This window comes from Mesorhizobium sp. M1399 (assembly GCF_040317735.1).
Classification (GTDB): domain Bacteria; phylum Pseudomonadota; class Alphaproteobacteria; order Rhizobiales; family Rhizobiaceae; genus Mesorhizobium.
Genome location: NZ_JAMYKZ010000006.1, coordinates 1 through 17,418, shown reverse-complemented (window position 1 = coordinate 17,418; position 17,418 = coordinate 1). Strand labels below are relative to the sequence as shown.

17 protein-coding genes are annotated in these 17,418 nt (G+C 64.6%); 8 read left to right on the top strand and 9 right to left on the bottom strand.

All coding sequences use genetic code 11. From position 1 onward, the window contains the following. The first annotated feature begins 75 nt into the window (after nt 1–75). On the top strand, nt 76–930 hold the full coding sequence (gene choW, locus NKH05_RS11570) for a choline ABC transporter permease subunit (RefSeq protein WP_023719230.1): 855 nt from the start codon (nt 76–78) through the stop codon (nt 928–930). After that, a complete protein-coding gene (choV, locus tag NKH05_RS11565) occupies nt 927–2,108 on the top strand; it encodes a choline ABC transporter ATP-binding protein (RefSeq protein WP_023719229.1) in 1,182 nt (393 codons plus the stop codon). The genes choW and choV overlap by 4 nt, the downstream gene beginning before the upstream one ends. 235 nt (nt 2,109–2,343) lie before the next feature. Here choV and NKH05_RS11560 read toward each other — a convergent pair whose 3' ends face one another. Together NKH05_RS11560 and NKH05_RS11555 are read right to left on the bottom strand one after the other, a co-directional pair. Next, nucleotides 2,344–3,753 carry an ATP-binding protein gene (locus tag NKH05_RS11560; protein WP_352496078.1) on the bottom strand — a complete coding sequence of 470 codons (1,410 nt, stop codon included), beginning with the start codon at nt 3,751–3,753 and terminating at the stop codon, nt 2,344–2,346. Further along, nucleotides 3,750–4,466, bottom strand: a complete 717-nt coding sequence (locus NKH05_RS11555; protein ID WP_023719226.1) for a response regulator — start codon at nt 4,464–4,466, stop codon at nt 3,750–3,752. Before NKH05_RS11555 ends, NKH05_RS11560 begins: the two co-directional genes overlap by 4 nt. A 237-nt stretch (nt 4,467–4,703) precedes the next feature. On the opposite strand from NKH05_RS11555, the gene NKH05_RS11550 reads away from it, so the two are divergent. The 3 genes from NKH05_RS11550 to clpS all read left to right on the top strand — a co-directional run bounded on the left by NKH05_RS11550 (nt 4,704) and on the right by clpS (nt 5,861). Continuing rightward, a complete protein-coding gene (locus NKH05_RS11550) occupies nt 4,704–5,048 on the top strand; it encodes a hypothetical protein (RefSeq protein WP_023719225.1) in 345 nt (114 codons plus the stop codon). A gap of 36 nt (nt 5,049–5,084) precedes the next feature. Further along, nucleotides 5,085–5,300: a hypothetical protein gene (locus NKH05_RS11545; protein WP_023719224.1), complete on the top strand. Its 216-nt coding sequence runs from the start codon at nt 5,085–5,087 to the stop codon at nt 5,298–5,300. A 255-nt stretch (nt 5,301–5,555) separates the two neighbouring features. Next, on the top strand, nt 5,556–5,861 hold the full coding sequence (clpS, locus tag NKH05_RS11540; RefSeq protein ID WP_023719223.1) for an ATP-dependent Clp protease adapter ClpS: 306 nt from the start codon (nt 5,556–5,558) through the stop codon (nt 5,859–5,861). A gap of 40 nt (nt 5,862–5,901) precedes the next feature. On the opposite strand, the gene NKH05_RS11535 is transcribed toward clpS, so the two are convergent. The 4 genes from NKH05_RS11535 to NKH05_RS11520 are packed head-to-tail and all read right to left on the bottom strand — an operon-like array spanning nt 5,902 to nt 12,730. After that, on the bottom strand, nt 5,902–7,989 hold the full coding sequence (locus NKH05_RS11535) for a membrane protein (RefSeq protein ID WP_023719222.1): 2,088 nt from the start codon (nt 7,987–7,989) through the stop codon (nt 5,902–5,904). 3 nt (nt 7,990–7,992) lie between these two features. Continuing rightward, on the bottom strand, nt 7,993–10,815 hold the full coding sequence (locus NKH05_RS11530) for a DUF4159 domain-containing protein (RefSeq protein ID WP_353025411.1): 2,823 nt from the start codon (nt 10,813–10,815) through the stop codon (nt 7,993–7,995). Then, nucleotides 10,812–11,726 carry a DUF58 domain-containing protein gene (locus tag NKH05_RS11525; protein WP_353025410.1) on the bottom strand — a complete coding sequence of 305 codons (915 nt, stop codon included), beginning with the start codon at nt 11,724–11,726 and terminating at the stop codon, nt 10,812–10,814. The genes NKH05_RS11530 and NKH05_RS11525 overlap by 4 nt, the downstream gene beginning before the upstream one ends. After that, the gene (locus tag NKH05_RS11520; protein ID WP_023719219.1) at nt 11,726–12,730 is read right to left on the bottom strand and encodes an AAA family ATPase; all 1,005 of its coding nucleotides are present in this window, start codon (nt 12,728–12,730) and stop codon (nt 11,726–11,728) included. The genes NKH05_RS11525 and NKH05_RS11520 overlap by 1 nt, the downstream gene beginning before the upstream one ends. Before the next feature lie 145 nt (nt 12,731–12,875). Here NKH05_RS11520 and NKH05_RS11515 point away from each other — a divergent pair, with 145 nt between their 5' ends. Genes NKH05_RS11515 through NKH05_RS11505 form a run of 3 tightly spaced genes read left to right on the top strand, consistent with a single transcriptional unit; the run spans nt 12,876 to nt 15,416 of the window. Beyond that, entirely contained in the window at nt 12,876–13,505 is a 630-nt protein-coding gene (locus NKH05_RS11515; protein ID WP_353025511.1) for a DUF1285 domain-containing protein, read from the top strand. Between the two features lie 13 nt (nt 13,506–13,518). Next, a complete protein-coding gene (locus NKH05_RS11510; RefSeq protein ID WP_023719217.1) occupies nt 13,519–14,151 on the top strand; it encodes a CoA pyrophosphatase in 633 nt (210 codons plus the stop codon). Next, nucleotides 14,148–15,416: a CCA tRNA nucleotidyltransferase gene (locus tag NKH05_RS11505; RefSeq protein WP_352963740.1), complete on the top strand. Its 1,269-nt coding sequence runs from the start codon at nt 14,148–14,150 to the stop codon at nt 15,414–15,416. The genes NKH05_RS11510 and NKH05_RS11505 overlap by 4 nt, the downstream gene beginning before the upstream one ends. Nucleotides 15,417–15,419: 3 nt before the next feature. Here the strand turns inward: NKH05_RS11505 and NKH05_RS11500 are convergent, their stop codons facing one another. The 3 genes from NKH05_RS11500 to hemF all read right to left on the bottom strand — a co-directional run bounded on the left by NKH05_RS11500 (nt 15,420) and on the right by hemF (nt 17,322). Next, entirely contained in the window at nt 15,420–15,605 is a 186-nt protein-coding gene (locus NKH05_RS11500) for a DUF1059 domain-containing protein (protein ID WP_023679490.1), read from the bottom strand. A 283-nt stretch (nt 15,606–15,888) separates the two neighbouring features. Continuing rightward, nucleotides 15,889–16,149: a DUF1344 domain-containing protein gene (locus tag NKH05_RS11495; RefSeq protein ID WP_023679489.1), complete on the bottom strand. Its 261-nt coding sequence runs from the start codon at nt 16,147–16,149 to the stop codon at nt 15,889–15,891. A 258-nt stretch (nt 16,150–16,407) separates the two neighbouring features. After that, the gene (gene hemF, locus NKH05_RS11490) at nt 16,408–17,322 is read right to left on the bottom strand and encodes an oxygen-dependent coproporphyrinogen oxidase (RefSeq protein ID WP_353025409.1); all 915 of its coding nucleotides are present in this window, start codon (nt 17,320–17,322) and stop codon (nt 16,408–16,410) included. Nucleotides 17,323–17,418 lie beyond the last annotated feature (96 nt).

Sequence of the window (17,418 nt, the reverse complement as noted above, 5' to 3'; positions counted from 1 at the left end):
AATGGCTGCCCTTTTTCATATCCTGTGACAAGATGACCGTCCGGCAAAGGACGGCGCCGGCAGAAGAGGGGCTAGATGGATCCGATCTCCAAATTCCTGGTCAGCTACAAGATCCCCATTGGCGCGTGGGGGAAGGCGTTTTTCGGCTTTCTCACCGACAATTTCGACACCGTCTTCAGGGCTTTCTCCAACAGCCTCAACTTCCTGCTCGATGGCATCGTCGACGGGTTGCTGTTGCTGCCGCCGGTTCTGCTGATCGCCCTGATCGCTTTGCTCGCCTATTTCCTGCAGCGTTCGAAAGGCCTTGCTTTGGCGGTGTTCATCGGGTTGCTGTTCATCCTCAACCAGAACCTGTGGAAGCAGACAGTGGAGACGCTGGTGCTGGTCGTTGCCGCCGCCGCCGTCTCGATGGCCATTGGCGTGCCGCTCGGCATCTGGGCCGCGCACAAGCCGAAGATCTATCGCGTCATGCTGCCGGTGCTCGACCTGATGCAGACGCTGCCGACCTTCGTCTACCTGATCCCGGTGCTGACCCTGTTCGGCCTCGGCAACGCGCCCGGCCTGATCGTCACCATCATCTTCGTCATCCCGACCTCGGTTCGGCTCACCCATCTCGGCGTCACCTCGGTGCCGAAATCGATCGTCGAGGCGGGCGAAGCGTTCGGCGCCACCAAGCGCCAGCTGCTGTGGAAGGTCGAGCTGCCTTCGGCACTGCCGACCATCATGGCTGGGCTGACCCAATCGATCATGTTGTCGCTGTCGATGGTGGTGTTCGCCGCCCTGATCGGCGCCGGCGGCCTCGGCACAGAGATCAACCGGGCGCTCGGGTCGCGCCGGATCGACCTCGGGCTTGAGGCAGGTCTGGCCATCGTCGTGCTCGCCATCGTGCTTGATCGAATGACGCGCATCGGCGTGGGAGGCAAGAAATGACCGTCGCCGTCGATTTCAGGAATGTCGACATCGTCTTTGGCGCCGACCAGGCCGGTTCGCTGGCGCTGATCGACAGCGGCGCCACCCGTGCCGAGATCCTCGAACAGACCGGTAACGTGCTGGGCTGTGCCGGTGCCAGCCTCACCGTGCACGAGGGTGAGATTTCGGTGCTGATGGGCCTGTCCGGCTCCGGCAAGTCGACGCTGCTCAGGGCCGTCAACCGGCTGAACGTCGTCTCGCGCGGCCAGGTTCTGGTCAAGGACGGCGATGGTACGGTCGACGTCGTCACCTGCGACGAGGCGACGCTTCGGCGGTTGCGGCAAAAGCAGGTGGCAATGGTGTTCCAGCAGTTCGGCCTGCTGCCTTGGCGCACAGTGGAGGAAAATGTCGGCCTTGGCCTCGAGCTCGCCGGCGTACCGGAAGCCGAGCGCAAGGAGCGGGTGAGCAAACAGCTGAAGCTGGTTCATCTCGACCAGTGGTCGAAGAAATACGCGCATGAGCTTTCCGGCGGCATGCAGCAGCGCGTCGGCCTGGCGCGCGCCTTCGCCACCGAGGCGCCGATCCTGCTGATGGACGAGCCGTTCTCGGCGCTCGATCCGCTGATCCGGACCAAGCTGCAGGACGAGCTGCTGCAGCTTCAGGCCGAACTGAAGAAGACCATCATCTTCGTCAGCCACGACCTCGAGGAGGCGCTGAAGATCGGCACCCACATCACCATCATGGAGGGCGGGCGCATCGTGCAGACCGGCGCGCCGGAAGACATCGTGCTGCGGCCTGCCAACGACTATGTCCGCGACTTCATCGCCAATGTGAACCCGCTCTCGGTGCTGACCGCCTGGAACGTCATGCGCGACCGCCGCGACCTCGAACATGGCGAAAACGGCTGGGTGTGGCTCGACCGCCGCAAGACGACGCGCTTCAAGATCGACGAGCATGGGCTGGTGGCGGCGGCCGAGCGCGACGGCAAGCCGGCGGTGTGGGTCTCCTGCGCCGACGTCGAGGCTCAGCCGGAGGAGACGGCGCAGGTGTTCTGGGCCAATCCCGGCACCTCGCTGAAGACGGTGATGCTGGCCATGCATCGCTCACAGACAGCACCCGTGGCGCTATTCGACGACCAATCGCGCTTCGTCGGCGCCATCGGCGTCAGGGATGTGCTGAGCGCGGTGTTGCGGCGGTAGTTTTTCTCCTTGGGGAGAGAACCAAGACCAACGCCGAGTTCTGTCGCGCCCCCCTCTGTCCTGCCGGACATCTCCCCCACTTGGGGGAGATCGGCGGTTTCGCAGACGGCTCTCACACTCCAACGTTTGTAGTTGGCGAAATCGGCGACGACAGCCAATCTCCCACCTGTGGGGGAGATGTCCGGCAGGACAGAGGGGGGCGCGAAGGAACGCCAGCTTAGCCCGATACCGCAAGCTAAACCGCCAGCGGCAGGCGCAGCTCCGTCAACAGGCCGCCATCGGGATGGTTGGACAGGCTGACTTCGCCGCCGGCGCCGCGGGCGATATTGCGGGCTATGGTCAGGCCGAGGCCGAGGCCGCCGGTCTGGCGGTTGCGCGACTGGTCCAGGCGTACGAACGAGCCGAACACGGCGTCGAGCTCGGCCTGCGGTATGCCCGGCCCCTCGTCGCGGATCGCCAGCGCGATGATCCTGTCCGATTGGCGCAGGTTGAGATGCGCCTTCTTGCCATAGGTCACCGCGTTCTGGACGAGATTGGTGACGCAGCGCCGGAGCGCGACTGGGCGCGCTATGCAGATCAGGCCGCGCGAGCGCGCATCGTCATTGTCGAACGAAACCTCTTTGTAGCCGTCGGCGACCGATTCGACGAGCGACCAGAAATCGATCCTCTCGCTCTTCTCCTCGGTCACCTCGAAAGTGGCGAAGTCGATGACCGAGCTGGCAATGCCTTCGATGTCGGCGAGGTCGTGCCCCAGTGCGGCGCGAATGGTCGAATTCCTGAGCAGTTCGAGGCGCAGCCGCATCCTGGTCAGTGGCGTGCGCAGGTCGTGCGCGAGCGCCGCAGCGAGGTGCTCGCGGTCCTCGACATAGGCGCGCAGCCTTGCCTGCATGGCATTGACCGCCTTCGCCGCGGTACGCACCTCGCGGCTGCCGCTCTCGGCGATCGGCGGGCTCTTCAGGTCCTCGCCGATCCGCTTCACCGCGGTCTCCATCATCCGGTAGGGCGCCGTCAGCCGGCGCAGCGACCAGATCGAGGAAGCCACCACCAGCCCGGCGATCAAGGCATAGAGCGGCAGGCTATCGAAGCTCAGTATCGGCCCGGCCGGCGTGTTCGGTTCGGTGAAGTTCAGCCATTGGCCGTCGGCAAAGCGAAGCGAAGCGGTCAGCTTGTCGCTCTGGGCGAAATCGGCGGCCAGCACCAGCAGGTCGCGCTCGACCTGGCCAACATCGGGACCGGCGACCGTCCCACCGGGAGCGTCGGCTTCGTGCGTTGCCGGGTCGCGGCGGACCCGCGCGTCGGTGATGCCGAACTTCGATAGCCGACCGACCAATATGTCCTCCAATTCGGCCAGCTCGTCGTCGCCGGCTATCGACGAAGTGACGGCGGGCGTGCCGGAGACGGTGAGCGCGTAAGTGGCGTTGAACAGGCCGGAGGCCGTCGCCTTGCGCTGTTCCGGCGTAGCATCATGCATCAGCTGTACCAGCGAGAAGGCGCGGTCGTTGAGCCGGTAGAGATCGACGACTTCATTGGCGGCGGCACGGTCGCGCGAAACGATGTAGAGGGTCGCGATCTGGCTGATCAGCAGGCCGGCGATGACGATGAGCAGCACCCAGGCCGGCAGCGTTTGCGGCAGAATGCGTCTCATTCGGAGGTCGTCTCAGGCAGGAACTGATAGCCGCCGCTGCGCACCGTCAGGATCAGCTTCGGCGTTTTCGGGTCGTCCTCCATCTTGCGCCGCAGCCGGCTGACCAGAATGTCGACGCTGCGGTCGAAGCTGTAGCCGCTGTCGCCGCCGGACAGCTCGATGAGCTGCTCGCGGCTCAGTACGCGTTGCGCGCTCTTGACGAAGGTCTGCAGGAGATTGAATTCGGCCATCGTTAGCTCGATCCTGACGTCGCCGGGCGCCATCAACCGGCGGCGCGAACAGTCCATCGTCCAGCCGGCGAAATGGTAGATCTGCCGCGAAGCGGCACGTCGCGGTTCGGCGGTGCCATTACGCCTCAAGACGGCACGAATGCGTGCGAGCAGCTCGCGCGGATCGAAGGGTTTCGGCACGTAGTCGTCGGCGCCCATCTCCAGGCCGACGACGCGGTCGGTGGTCTCGGTGACCGCGGTCAGCATGATGATCGGTGTCGAATAATTGGCGCGCAACTCGCGGCAGAGCTCCAGGCCGCTCTTGCCGGGCAGCATGACGTCCAGAACGATCAGGTCGACCTGGGCGCGGCGCAGCACGGTCTCCATCTCGGTGCCGTCGGCGGCGACCGATGTATGCAGCCCTCGCTTCTGGAAAAATTCCTGAAGCAGGTCGCGAATGCCCTTGTCGTCGTCGACGATCAGTATGTGGGGGTCGGATTTCACAGGAAACCTGTCATTTGTGGATCGCCCAAGCGGTGCTTCGGCCGTCAGCCAGACGATAGAATTCAGGCCATAAGTTGGCCAGTGGAGATCGGCAGCTCGATCCGGGCCGCCCAGAAACAATCCAGAAACAAAATTCTACAATCCGGAAAAACTGCCGAAAAAAAACAAAGGCATAAGTGGTGCCGTGGCGGTCAGGTCATCGGCTGCGACACGCGTTACGGGATTACGGACAGACCAATGCAAAGGTTCTCGATCAGTCTGATGGGTGCGTTGCTTTCCATTTCGCTCGTCACGGCTGCGGTCGAACATGCCGATGCAAAGCTGGCCGATGCAAAGGCGGCCAATTCAAAGGCGGCCGATGCAAAGGTGGCGACCACCCGCAGCGAGCGTTGCATCGATCTGAACCGCCAGTTTGACGAAGCCCTCGAAACCCATGCCGCGGCAACGCAGGTCACCGCGGCGAAAGCACTTCAAAGAAAGGGAAACCGGTTCTGCGCCAACAAGAAACAGGCACAGGGAATCCGGATGCTCGCGAACGCTTTGAAGCTGCTTGGAGTGACACCGATCGATCCCGTTCAGTGACACTCAATCCGATCTGCACAAAAAGGAAGTGAAGCCATGAAAAAGTCCCTCCTCTCCGCCCTCGGTCTCGCCATCGCGCTGGCCCTCTCGATGCCGGTTCTCGGCGCCAGCAGCGCCAATGCCGCGACCACCACCCCGGCTGCGACGACAACGACGACCGCTGCGCCGGCCAAGGCCGTGAAGAAGGTCGCTGCCAAGAAGACCGTCAAGAAGCACAAGAAGCACGCGGTCAAGGCAGCTCCGAAGGCCTGATCAAGCGACATCTTCTGCCGTATGAGAAGACCGCTCCAGTTGCGATTTGCCTGGAGCGGTCATCTTTTGTTGGCGTGCAGACAGTACGGCCGGTCCCGGCCCACACCGCCGGTTGAACGCCAAACGGCAGTTCCCACATAGGCATGGATTTGTGAACTGCGCTCGCCGGGAAGCCGATCGCGCGCGGTTGAATGGACGACCGCTTTTGCCCATGTCAAAATGACCGCAAAGCTGTCGTACGCAATTGCCGGTCCAATGCCTGAAATCACGACAAAACCCCGTACCAGCACGAAGCCGAAGGTCGAACGGCCGAAGCTCTACAAGGTCATCCTGGTCAATGACGACTTCACGCCGCGCGAATTCGTCGTGACGGTGCTCAAGGCCGAGTTCAAGCTCAGTGAAGACCAGGCACATAGGGTTATGATCACCGCTCACCGGCGCGGCGTCTGTGTCGTCGCCGTCTTCACCAGGGATGTCGCCGAGACCAAGGCGGCGCGGGCAACCGATGCCGGCAAGGCTAAGGGCTACCCGCTGATGTTCACGACGGAGCCGGAGGAATAGAGCTCCTCCCTCGCCCCGTTTGCAGGGAGAGAGAAGGGAACTACCGTCCTTCGCGGTACCACATCGAGCCCATCGCCAGAAGCAGCAGGCCGAGGCCGAGGAAGCCGCCGAACAGCGGCACGCGCGAGACGGCCTTGAGCACGCTGTCGTCGGTGGTGCGCAGGCCGATCCAGTCGTTGCCGGAGGCAGCGCCCGAGGCACGAACCGGGACGATGGAGGGCAGCGTGACAGTGCTGGTGAGATTGCCAATCGCCGAGGCCGGCGCCAGCCGGCGAACGCTGCCGCCGGTTGCCTCAGCCGGCGGTTTCAGCCGGTTCTCGGTGGAGACGACGTCGGTGAATTCCGGCGCGTTGACAGGCCCGACATGGGCCAATGCCGTCAGGTCGCCATTGCCGACCTGATAGAGACCGATTTCGCTGGTCTCGACGCTGCCGAGGAAGACGCCTGGCTCGGATTTCTCGAGCCTGACGATCAGTGCCTTGCCGGACGGCGTGATGACCTGCGCCGGGCCGGGGTCGTCGCTCATCGTCTGGCGGCGAATTTCAAGCACCATGCCGCGGCCGTCGGCGGTCAGCCGCTCCTCCTCGAGTTCGGGCTCCTTCATCAGCCAGTGGGCGATGCGTCGGTAGAGCTGGACATGCGGGCCGCCGCCCTCGAAGCCGCGCGCCCATAGCCAGCCCTGATCGGACAAAAGCATGCCGACGCGGCCTTCGCCCTTGCGGTCGAGCAGCAGCAGCGGCCGGTTGTCGGCGCCCTTCATCACCACCTCGCCCTCGGGGTTCTCGACGCCGATGGTGCGGAACCAGCGGCTCCAGTGCGGCGGCTCGGTTGCGGAGCCGTCGAGCCCGCGCGTGACCGGATGGCGCTGGCCGGTATCGGTGAGACGTGGGTAGAAGGCCTTGTCGATGACCTCGCCGGTCGGCATTGCCGGCAGCGCCGACATCAGCGGCGTGCGGGCGATCGAGCTTTCGCCGGCATATTCGGGGCCTGCCGCGATTAGCAGCGCGCCGCCTTTTTCGACATATTCGGAAATGTAGTCGTAATAGAGGATCGGCAGCACGTCGCGGTGCTGATAGCGGTCGAAGATGATCAGGTCGAAATCCTTGATCTTCTCGACGAACAGCTCGCGTGTCGGGAAGGCGATCAGCGACAACTCGTTGATCGGCGTGCCGTCCTGCTTTTCCGGTGGGCGCAGGATGGTGAAGTGCACGAGGTCGACCGAAGCGTCGGATTTCAGCAAATTGCGCCAGGTGCGCTCGCCGGCATGTGGTTCGCCGGACACGAGCAGCACGCGCAGATTTTCGCGGATGCCGTCGATCAGCGCGATGGCGCGGTTGTTGGTATCGGTGAGTTCGCCCGGTTCGTGGTCGATGGCGAGTTCGACGATGTTGCGCCCGGCGCTGGGAATGGTCACCTGCAGCGGCATCGCCTGGCCGATGTTGGCGTGCTCGACCGATACCTGCTCGCCGTTGACCGATACGCGGACATCGACCGGGCCGGTTTCGTTGTTGGTGGCGATGACGCGATAGGTCATGTCGAGCGGCTTGCCGACGAGGCCGAAGCGCGGCGCATTCTCGAAGCGGATGCGACGGTCCTTTTCATGGTCGTTGCCGGTAATCAGCGCATGCAGAGGGGCATTGAAGTCGGGTGCGCCAAGCGGCGCGTCATGCACCTCGCCGTCGGTGATCATGATGGCGCCGCCAATGCGCGACGGCGGCACGTCTCGGAAAGCATTTTCGAGCGAGGAAAACAACCGCGTCTCGGTGCGCTCGTCGGCGGCTTCGGACTTGCCGGCTTCGACGACACGGACGTCGAACTGCTTGAAGCGGCCGAGACGCTGCTGAAGCCCGGCCAAGGCCGCGTCGGTCTGCTTGGTGCGGTCGCCTATATCCTGGCTCTGGCTGCGATCGACGACGACGGCGACGATACTTTTCAGCGGCTCGCGCTCTTCGTCGAGGAATACCGGATTGAGCAACGCCGCAGCCAGCGCAATCAGGGCTGCCAGGCGGAAGATCGCGCCGCGCTGGCGAAACCAAAGGCCGACCAGCGCCAGCAGCAGCAGCGGCAACAGAACCACGGCGAGCAGCGGCCAAGTGATGAGCGGTTCGAAGGCGAGCGACCAATTCATGGTCTATTGCCCCAGCCGTTCGAGCAGCACCGGGACGTGCACCTGGTCGGATTTGTAGTTGCCGGTCAGCATGTACATCATGATGTTGACGCCGGCGCGCAGCGCATAGATGCGCTGCATCGGATCCGACGGCACGGTCGGCAATAGCGGGTCGCCATTCTCGTCGACCGCCCAGGCGCCGGCGAAATCATTGGCGGTGATCATGATCGGGGAAACGCCGTCGCCGGTGCGCACCGGGCGGTGCTCGGTGTTGCTGGCTTCGAGCGATGCCTCGACCCAAAGCGGGCTGCCGGCAAAGCGGCCGGGAAACTCTGGAAGGATGTAGAAGGATTTGGTCAGCACGTGGTCCGAAGGCACCGGTTCCAGCGGTGGCACGTTGAGGTTGCCGAGGATGTCGCGCAGCCGCTCCGTTGCGGGGCTGGTCGAATCCGCACCAATGCCGTTGGCGAACTGGTCGCGGGTGTCGAACAAGACCGTTCCGCCCTGCTGCATATAGGCGTCGATACGGGCGATGGCGGCCTCGCTCGGCATCGGGGCGGCGGGATCGATCGGCCAGTAGATCAGCGGGTAGAAGGACAGTTCGTCCTTCGAGATGTCGACGCCGGCCGGTGCTCCGGGTTCGAGCGCGGTTTTTTCGATGAGAAAGCGGGTCAGGCCTTCGAGCCCGGCGCGGCTGATCGAGTCGACACCCGGCTCGCCGGTCAGCACATAGGCGATCCGGGTCTTTGAAATGTCCCCGATCGCCTCCGTATCTCCCGGTTTGGCGTCGTCGGCACGCGCGACGTCCGCGTGGCCAATCAAGGCGCCGAGCGCAATCAGCAGGATGGCTGCCGTCGCCGCAGCACCGGGACGGCGCGGCCGGCGCGACAACAGGCCGCCCATCCAGAATACGGCAAGCGTGTCGAGCACCATCAGCACCAGGGTGGCCGTGACAAGCGGACCTTTGAGGTTGCGCTGCTCGTCGAAGGCATACTGGACGGTGGTGACCGGCACGGTGATCTCAGGCCGGGCCAGCGGCGTGAATGCGCTGTCGCCACCGAGCAGATTGTGAGCGAATACCCCCGTCTCGGAGCCGTAGAGGCCGGGCGGGTTTTCCAGCGTCACCGGCAGCGGGCCGGCGCCGGGCACCAGCGGCCTGGCGTCCGGCGTCGGCGGCACCAGCGTGCCGTCGGCGGCGATCATGCGATAAGGTGCCAGCGACGTGGCGGCGGCTTCGGCATTGGCGACCGCCGCTCCCTGGTTGCGCGACAGTTGCACGATGCGCCGCAGCATCTCGACGAAGCTGCCGGAGATCGGCAGGTTGGACCATGTCGCCTCGGGGGTGACGTGGAACAGCACGAGCGTACCCTTGTCCTTCTTCATCCCGGTCACCAGCGGCGTACCGTCGGCAAGGGTGGCCCAGGTGCGCTCGACGATATCGGGCGTCGGTTCGGCCAGCACCTGCCTGGTGACGGTGACCTCGGTGGGCGGCGCGAGGTCGGCGAAGGGGCCGGTTTTCGGGAATTCGGTGACCGGCTGCGGCGCCGTCCATGACAGCGCGCCGCCCAGCGAGCGCTCGCCTGTGCGGAGCCGGACCGGCAGCAGGTCGTCGTCATTGCCGGCAGCGGCGAGCCGCGAACCGGCAAAACGCACCAGCGTGCCGCCCTTGTCGACCCAGTCGACCAGCCTTTCCCGGGCCTGTTCCGGAATGGTGCCGACATCGGCCATGACGATCATCGCCGGTTTCTGATCGAGCAGTTGCGGGATGGCATCGGCGAGATCGACGCTGGACGGCTCGACGAGATCGGCGAAGGGCTGCAGGGCGCGGCGGATGTAGTAGAGCGGCGACAGCAGCGGTTGCGCCTGGTCGGCCTCGGCCTGCGACAGCAGCCCGACGCGGCGGCGTTTCGAGCTCTCATCGAGCACGCGGACGGCACCGGCCTGGCGTTCGCCATCGAGCGCGATGTAGGCGAAGTCGTTGCGGAGTTCGAACGGCACCGCCATCGTGGCGGTGGCGGTGGTTATGCCCGGGGCAAAGGTCAGCGTCGCGTCGGCGATGCGGCGGCCCTTGTCGTCGAAGGCGCCGGCCGTCACCTGTGCAGGTGCCGGATCGCCCGGTGCGCGGATGGCGGTCAGGGCGAAGCCGTCGACCTGGTTATCGGCGCCGGTCAGGCCGGTCAGCGACAGTCGGTCGGAGACGGCCCAGACGACGCGTGCTGCGTTCTTCGACAACAGCGTGTTGAAGGCGGCTTCGTCGCCTTGCGCCGCCAGGCCATCGGCGAGCACGGCAACGCTGGTGCCCGGCAGCGACTCCAGGGCTGATGCGACGCGGGCATAGACGGCGGGGCGGTCGGTCGGGATCGGGCGCGGCTTTGCCGCGCGCAGCCGGTTGAGCGCGGCAGCGGCATCGAAGGGACCGATCTCGGCATTCGGCTTCTCGGCGGTGAAAGCGATGAGCACCGGCACACCGTTCGAATTGGCATCGGCGATCAGCCGCTCGGCGGTGGCGACGCGCTTACCCCAGTCGGCGGCACTTGCCCAGTCATTGTCGATCACCAGCGCCAGGGCAGCGCCCTCGGCCGGCAGCTTTTCGCGCGGGTTGAAGACGGGCTCGGCAAGTGCTGCCACGATAAGCGCGGCCATCAGCAGCCTGAGCAACGTCAGCCACCACGGGCTCTGCTGCGGCGTTTCTTCGCGCCTCAGCACGCGGGCGAGAATCCTGAGCGGCGGAAACACCTCGGTTTGCGGCCTGGGCGGGGTCAGCCGCAGAAGCCACCAGATCACCGGCAGCGCCAGCAGGCCCCACAGCACCATCGGCGCCCCGAAGGAGAGCGGCAGCCAACTCATGCGCGAGCCCTCCCGGCAAAGGCGCCCTCGGCGGTCATCGCCATGTGGATGCGCACCAGCGCCTCGGAGGCAAGGCGGTCGGTATGATTGACGGTAAAGCTCCAGCCAAGCCGTTTGCACCACGCGGCCAGTTCCTGGCGGCGGGCGGCATAAAGCAGGCGATATTCTTCGCCCAGCATTTCGGCGCGGCCGGCGGTCAGCTTGTCGCCGGTCTCAGGATCGGTGAATTCGGTGCGCCCCGCATAGGGGAAGCTTTCCTCGGCCGGATCGGCGACCTCGATCAGATGGGCGCGCACGCCGTGGCGGGCGAGCACGTCCAGCCAGGCTATGGTGTCCTCAACCGGGTCGAGGAAATCGCTGACGATGACGATGTCGCAGAAGCGGCGGATGCCGGACAGGTCGGGCTTTGCCGGCAGGTCGGCGGCGTGCATCAGTTGCGCCGCGATGCGCTCGGCGCCATTGCGGGCGGTGAACGGGTCGGTCAGGCCCGGCCAGGCAATGCGCTCGCCGCTGCGCGACAAAAGCTCGGCCATGGCCAGCGCCAGCACCAGAGCGCGCGACTCCTTGGAAACGCTGGCTCCGGTCGATTTGTAGAGCATGGAAGGCGAGGGGTCGGCCCACAGCCACACCGTATGGGCGGCCTCCCATTCGCGGTCGCGGACATAGGTGTGGTCGTCGCGCGCCGAGCGGCGCCAGTCGATGCGCGAGGAATCGCCTTCGACATAGGGCCGGAACTGCCAAAAATTCTCTCCGATGCCGCGCTTGCGACGGCCATGCCAGCCGGCAATCACCGTGTTGACGATGCGGCGCGCCTCGACCAGCAGGTCCGGCAACAGGGAAGCCCGCAACCGGCCTCTGGCGAGCGCATCGCGCGTCGCTGTCGGTGCCTGCGCTTCACCGATGCGCGCCATCAAATCCCTTTCGCGAGCTTCGCCACGACGTCGCGTACCGTGGTGCCCTCGGCGCGGGCGGCGAAGGTCAGCGCCATGCGGTGCTGCAGCACCGGCTCGGCCAGTGCGCGGACATCGTCGACCGACGGCGCCAGCCGGCCGTCATAGAGGGCGCGGGCGCGGGCGCACAGCGTCAGCGCCTGACTGGCGCGCGGGCCCGGGCCCCAGGCGACGTGCTTGTCGGTATCGGCGTTGCCCTGGCCGGGACGCGCCGAGCGCACCAGCTTGAGGATCGCCTCGACGACGCTTTCAGGCACCGGCATGCGGCGGATGAGCGTCTGGATGTCCTTCAGCCGCGTCGGCTGCAGCACGTTTTCGGCCTTGGCATCCTCGATGCCGGTGGTTTCCAGCAGGATGCGGCGCTCCGCCTCGATCTCGGGGTAAAGGATGTCGACCTGCATCAGGAAGCGGTCGAGCTGAGCCTCGGGCAGCGGATAGGTGCCCTCCTGCTCCAGCGGGTTCTGCGTCGCCAGAACATGGAACGGCGCCGGCAGGTCATGGCGCACGCCGGCAATGGTGACGTGGTATTCCTGCATCGACTGCAGCAGCGCCGACTGGGTGCGCGGCGAGGCGCGGTTGATCTCGTCGGCCATCAGCAGTTGCGCGAAGATCGGTCCGGAAATGAAGCGGAACGAACGCTTGCCGAATTCATCCTGCTCCATCACCTCTGAGCCGAGAATGTCGGATGGCATCAGGTCGGGCGTGAACTGGATGCGGCGCGAATCGAGGCCGAGCACGATGCCCAGCGTTTCGACCAGCTTGGTCTTGGCAAGGCCGGGCACCCCGACCAGCAGTGCATGGCCGCCTGCCAGCAATGCGACGAGCGTGCGCTCGACGACGCTTTCCTGGCCGAAGATGACCCGGCCGACGCCGTCGCGGACCCTCGAAATGTCAGCCAGCGCCTTCTCGGCCTGCGCCACCATGTCCTTTTCGCTGATCGGGCTTTCCTTGATCATAACGCTCATGCAGCATCGATCCTTCTGGTTGGAAATACCGCTTGGCACCTTGGGGGCCGCAGAATGCCGCGATTCGGCCTCGCATGGCGCCTGCAAAGAACTTAAATCACAGACTTAGGCTGACAAGCGGAACAACAGTGACTATTTCGTGACCATGACAGAAGCCGCCGAGCATCGTGAAGAGAGCCTGACGGCCGCGACCGAGACGCGTGGGCTAGAGGCGCTGGTCTCGCGCGCGACGCGCGCCGGCAAGGGGCCGGCGCCGGTGGAACGCTGGAATCCGGCATTTTGCGGCGATCTCGACATGGAGATCAAGCAGGACGGCACCTGGTTCTATCTGGGAACGCCGATCGGCCGGATGCCGCTGGTGCAGCTTTTCTCCTCGGTGCTGCGCAAGGACGACGACGGCAAGACCTATCTGGTGACGCCGGTGGAAAAGGTCGGCATCCGCGTCGCCGACGCGCCCTTCATCGCCGTCGAGATGGATGTGTCGGGCGCCGGCGACGGGCAAATCATCACCTTTCGTACCAATGTCGGCGATGTGGTCGAGGCTGGGGCGGAGCATCCGCTGCGATTCGTCGACGAGGACGAGACAGGTGGCCTGAAGCCCTATGTGCTGGTGCGCGGGCGGCTGGAAGCGCTGGTGGCGCGGCCAGTGATGTACGAGCTGGTCGAGCACGGCGAAGAGATCGACATCGGCGGCAAGACGATGTTTGCCGTCCGTTCCAAAGGCGAGGTCTATCCGATCATGCCGGCTGAGAAACTGAAACGGCTGAGCGCATGATGGACCGCCTATGATGGATCAGGTGACGCCGGTGCCATTTTCCGCCGCCGAGTTTCGCCAGCGCGTCGTGGCGCAGCCGCAGGCGCATGCCGGTGACGATTTTGGCGACCACCGCTTCAATCCGGGTCATCCCAGGCTGAAACTGGCCAAGGCGCTGCGCGATGCCGCCGTGCTGATCCCGGTGGTCGACCATGGCCACGAGGCCACGGTCCTTTTGACCCGGCGGGCGGAAAAGCTGCGCAACCATTCGGGGCAGGTGGCTTTCCCCGGCGGAACCATCGATCCAACCGATGTGAGCCCGGAAGCGGCGGCATTGCGCGAGACGTTCGAGGAGATCGGTCTCGATGGGGATCATATCGAGATCCTCGGCCGCATGCCGGACTACGTCTCCGGCAGCGGCTATCGCATCGCCCCGGTGCTCGGGATTGTGCGGCCCGGTTTCAGCCTGACGCTGAATTCCGACGAAGTCGATGCCGTCTTCGAGGTGCCGCTGGGCTTTCTGATGGACCCCGCCAACCACACCAGGGACAGCCGCATGTGGAACGACCTCGAATGGTTCTTTTACGAGATGCCCTATGGCGGCCAGCGCATCTGGGGCGTTACTGCGGGCATCATCCGAACGCTTTATGAAAGGCTCTATTCGTGAGCGATCCGGTGTCGATCGCGGGCAAGGCCGGCTGGCTCGACGAAAGCCACTTGCAGCGCCTCCTCGCCGCGCTGACCGACGGTGGCGAGGAGGCGCGTGTCGCCGGCGGTGCCGTGCGCAATGCGCTTATCGGACAGCCGGTTGCCGACATCGACATCGCCACCACCACAGTGCCCGAGGAAACCATCCGGCGCGCCGAGGCGGCAGGCTTCAAGACGGTGCCGACCGGCATCGAGCATGGCACCGTCACCGCGGTCGCCCACGGCAAGGCCTATGAAATCACCACGCTTCGTGCCGATATCGAAACCGACGGCCGGCGCGCCAAAGTGTCGTTCGGCCGCGACTGGAAAGCCGACGCGGAGCGGCGCGATTTCACCATCAATGCACTCTACGCCGAAGCTGACGGAACTGTCGTCGATCTGGTCGGCGGTATCGCCGATATCGAAGCGCGGCGGCTGCGCTTCATCGGCGATCCGGAAGCGCGCATCCGCGAGGATTATCTGCGCATCCTGCGTTTCTTCCGCTTTTTCGCCTGGTATGGGGACGGCAGGCCGGATGCCGAAGGGTTGAAGGCTTGCGCCCGGCTGAAGCAGGGGCTCGACCAGCTCTCGGTCGAGCGCGTCTGGTGGGAGTTGAAGAAATTGCTGTCAGCGCCAGATCCGTCGCGGGCGCTGCTGTGGATGCGCCAGGCCGGCGTTCTGACCGGCGTTTTGCCGGAAAGCGAGAAATGGGGCATTGATGCCATCCACGGGCTGACCAAGACCGAGAAGGATCTGGCCTGGGCGCCGGACCCGCTGCTCAGGCTGGAAGCCATCGTGCCGCCGGATGCCGCGCGCATGAAAACGCTTGCCGAGAGATTGAGGCTTTCCGTGAGCGAGGCAAGCCGCCTGCGGTACTGGGCGATGACAGCTGCCATCGATCCGAAAACAACCGAAGGAGAGTTGGCGAAAAAGCTCTATTCTGGCGACCGCCAAGGCTTTGTCGATCGGTTGCGGCTGTCGCTCGCTTCCGCTCGAGCCCGCGCGGTCGAAGACAATGACGCACTGCTCGAAGCCGGCGGCTTCTCGCGCCTGCTTGCCTTCGCCGCAAAATGGCAAAGCCCTGTTTTTCCGGTCAAGGGCGCCGATCTGACGACACTTGGCGCCTCACCGGGGCCGAAGCTTGGTGCAACGTTGAAGAATCTTGAAAAGGAATGGGTCGAGTCCGGTTTTGCGCTTGATCGCGGCGCGCTGCTCAAGCGCGCCGCAGAGGCACTCCAATCCTAACCATCACGCTGCGTCGCGGACCTTTTCGATGCGCGAGCGGATCGCCTCGATCATCGTCTCGCGGATCACCGTCTCGCCATGCGTCTCGCGCAGATGCTCGACGGCACGACGCATGACCTCTGCCTCCTCCTCGGCGCGTGTGTGCCACTCGCAGCCGGGTACGAGCGACCCGCAATGGAATTCCTTCATCGGCTTCTCCTCATCTCCTCCTTGGAGCGCCGCAGCGCACTGACACGGAAGCTCCAGACCTTTGATCTTGCGCAGCATCCGGAAACCGGGTCCGGTATCCGGGTTACACGGTGGCCAGCTTAGCATAACACGATCGAACGGTTTTGGTTGCCTTAGAGCGCCGCGCGTCCAAGCCGACACGCAGTGCTCAAGGGCACGGATTGCGAAAAGGCGGAGCATCGCTGCTCCGCCCTCTTACGCTACCTCCGAGGCAAGACGTTGTCTTGCTCCAGCGGGCAGGCCATCACTTCACGATCTTGACTGCCTCGGCAATTTTGTCCTTGCCGCTCATATCCCACGTGACGCGGACCTTTTCGCCGACCTTCAGGCCAGGATCCTTGAAGGTCTGGGGCAACGTAAAGGTGGCTCCGTTGTCCAGAACTAGGCTCATCGCCGTTCCATCAAAGCTTTTGATCGTGCCGGTGGTGTGCTTGACCGCGGCGAATGCGGCGGTACCAGAGGCGAGAACGGCAGCGGCGGCTGCGGTCATAATAAGCTTGCGCATGGCATGCTCTCCTGGAAAATGCGGGCACCCGCTTGGGAAAGGTGCCCCATTCAATCATGGGCCGTCCGGTCACGTCGGGTCGCGGCGCTCGGGAGTAAAGAACCGCCGGCGTTTCCCGGCCCGACGCGACAAATAGCCCAATCTTTTCAATAGAATATTAGACGAAAAAGATATTTTCTGGTGCGCGTTGCGCCACATTCGCCGTCAAATTCTGGGGATTTGGACCCGATTGCGGCTCACGTTGCGCTCACCGAGATTTTACGGCCATTTCACCTCAGGCGGCAGGCTGGACACGATCGACGCGACATTGCCGCCGGTCTTCAGCCCGAAGATGGTGCCGCGATCGTGAAGCAAGTTGAATTCGACATAGCGGCCGCGACGGATGAGCTGCTCGTCACGGTCGCCATCGGTCCAGTTATCATTGAAGTTGGCGCGCACCAGATGTCCGTAGACGACGAGAAAAGATCGCCCAACGTCCTGGACGAAGTTGAAATCGGCGTCCCAGCCGCCTTTGTCCTCGCCCGAATGCAGCCAGTCGAAGAAGATACCGCCGGTGCCGCGTGGCTCGTCGCGGTGCGGCAGGTAGAAGTACTCGTCGCACCAGGCCTTGAATTTCGCGTAGTCGGCGATCGCCGCGTTCTTCTCGCAGGCAAATTGCATCGCCCTGTGGAAGGCGATCGTGTCGGGGTCGTCCTGGCTGCGGCGGCGGTCGAGCACCGGTGTCAGGTCGGCGCCGCCGCCGAACCACTGGCGCGAGGTGACGACCATGCGCGTGTTCATATGCACGGCCGGCACGTTGGGGTTCCACGGATGGGCGATCAGCGAAATGCCGCTCGCCCAGAAGGACGGGTCCTCTTCGGCGCCCGGCATCTGCTTCCTGAATTCGGGCGAGAACTCGCCATGGACGGTCGAGGTGTGGACGCCGACCTTCTCGAAGACGCGGCCGTGCATCATCGACATGATGCCGCCGCCGCCCTTGCCGGCATCGCGTTGCCACGGCGTCTTTTCGAAGCGACCGGGCGACCAGCTGGCCTGCGGCCCCTGCAGGTCCTGCTCGATCTGCTCGAAGCTGGCGCAGATGCGCTCGCGCAACGTCTCGAACCACAGCCGTGCCTTCATCTTCTTCTGTTCGATGTCGGCTGGCAGCCCCGCCGGTATCTCGGGTCGTTGCAAATCCTGTCTCCGGTTGCGGGGCGTACCCCGACAAATGACTCGTCTTTTCCGGCCGCGATCCCTAATCTCTTAGGTGCAAGGGTCAAGTGTGAATGG

Bases quoted from the DNA above. Each gene is read 5' to 3' on its own strand.
- NKH05_RS11550 (WP_023719225.1), top strand. From the start codon at position 4,704: ATGCAAAGGTTCTCGATCAGTCTGATGGGTGCGTTGCTTTCCATTTCG.
- NKH05_RS11520 (WP_023719219.1), bottom strand. From the start codon at position 12,730: ATGAGCGTTATGATCAAGGAAAGCCCGATCAGCGAAAAGGACATGGTG.
- NKH05_RS11510 (WP_023719217.1), top strand. From the start codon at position 13,519: ATGGATCAGGTGACGCCGGTGCCATTTTCCGCCGCCGAGTTTCGCCAG.
- NKH05_RS11495 (WP_023679489.1), bottom strand. From the start codon at position 16,149: ATGCGCAAGCTTATTATGACCGCAGCCGCCGCTGCCGTTCTCGCCTCT.
- clpS (WP_023719223.1), top strand. From the start codon at position 5,556: ATGCCTGAAATCACGACAAAACCCCGTACCAGCACGAAGCCGAAGGTC.
- NKH05_RS11545 (WP_023719224.1), top strand. From the start codon at position 5,085: ATGAAAAAGTCCCTCCTCTCCGCCCTCGGTCTCGCCATCGCGCTGGCC.
- NKH05_RS11560 (WP_352496078.1), bottom strand. From the start codon at position 3,753: ATGAGACGCATTCTGCCGCAAACGCTGCCGGCCTGGGTGCTGCTCATC.
- NKH05_RS11500 (WP_023679490.1), bottom strand. From the start codon at position 15,605: ATGAAGGAATTCCATTGCGGGTCGCTCGTACCCGGCTGCGAGTGGCAC.
- NKH05_RS11515 (WP_353025511.1), top strand. From the start codon at position 12,876: ATGACAGAAGCCGCCGAGCATCGTGAAGAGAGCCTGACGGCCGCGACC.
- choV (WP_023719229.1), top strand. From the start codon at position 927: ATGACCGTCGCCGTCGATTTCAGGAATGTCGACATCGTCTTTGGCGCC.
- NKH05_RS11535 (WP_023719222.1), bottom strand. From the start codon at position 7,989: ATGAATTGGTCGCTCGCCTTCGAACCGCTCATCACTTGGCCGCTGCTC.
- NKH05_RS11525 (WP_353025410.1), bottom strand. From the start codon at position 11,726: ATGGCGCGCATCGGTGAAGCGCAGGCACCGACAGCGACGCGCGATGCG.
- NKH05_RS11530 (WP_353025411.1), bottom strand. From the start codon at position 10,815: ATGAGTTGGCTGCCGCTCTCCTTCGGGGCGCCGATGGTGCTGTGGGGC.
- choW (WP_023719230.1), top strand. From the start codon at position 76: ATGGATCCGATCTCCAAATTCCTGGTCAGCTACAAGATCCCCATTGGC.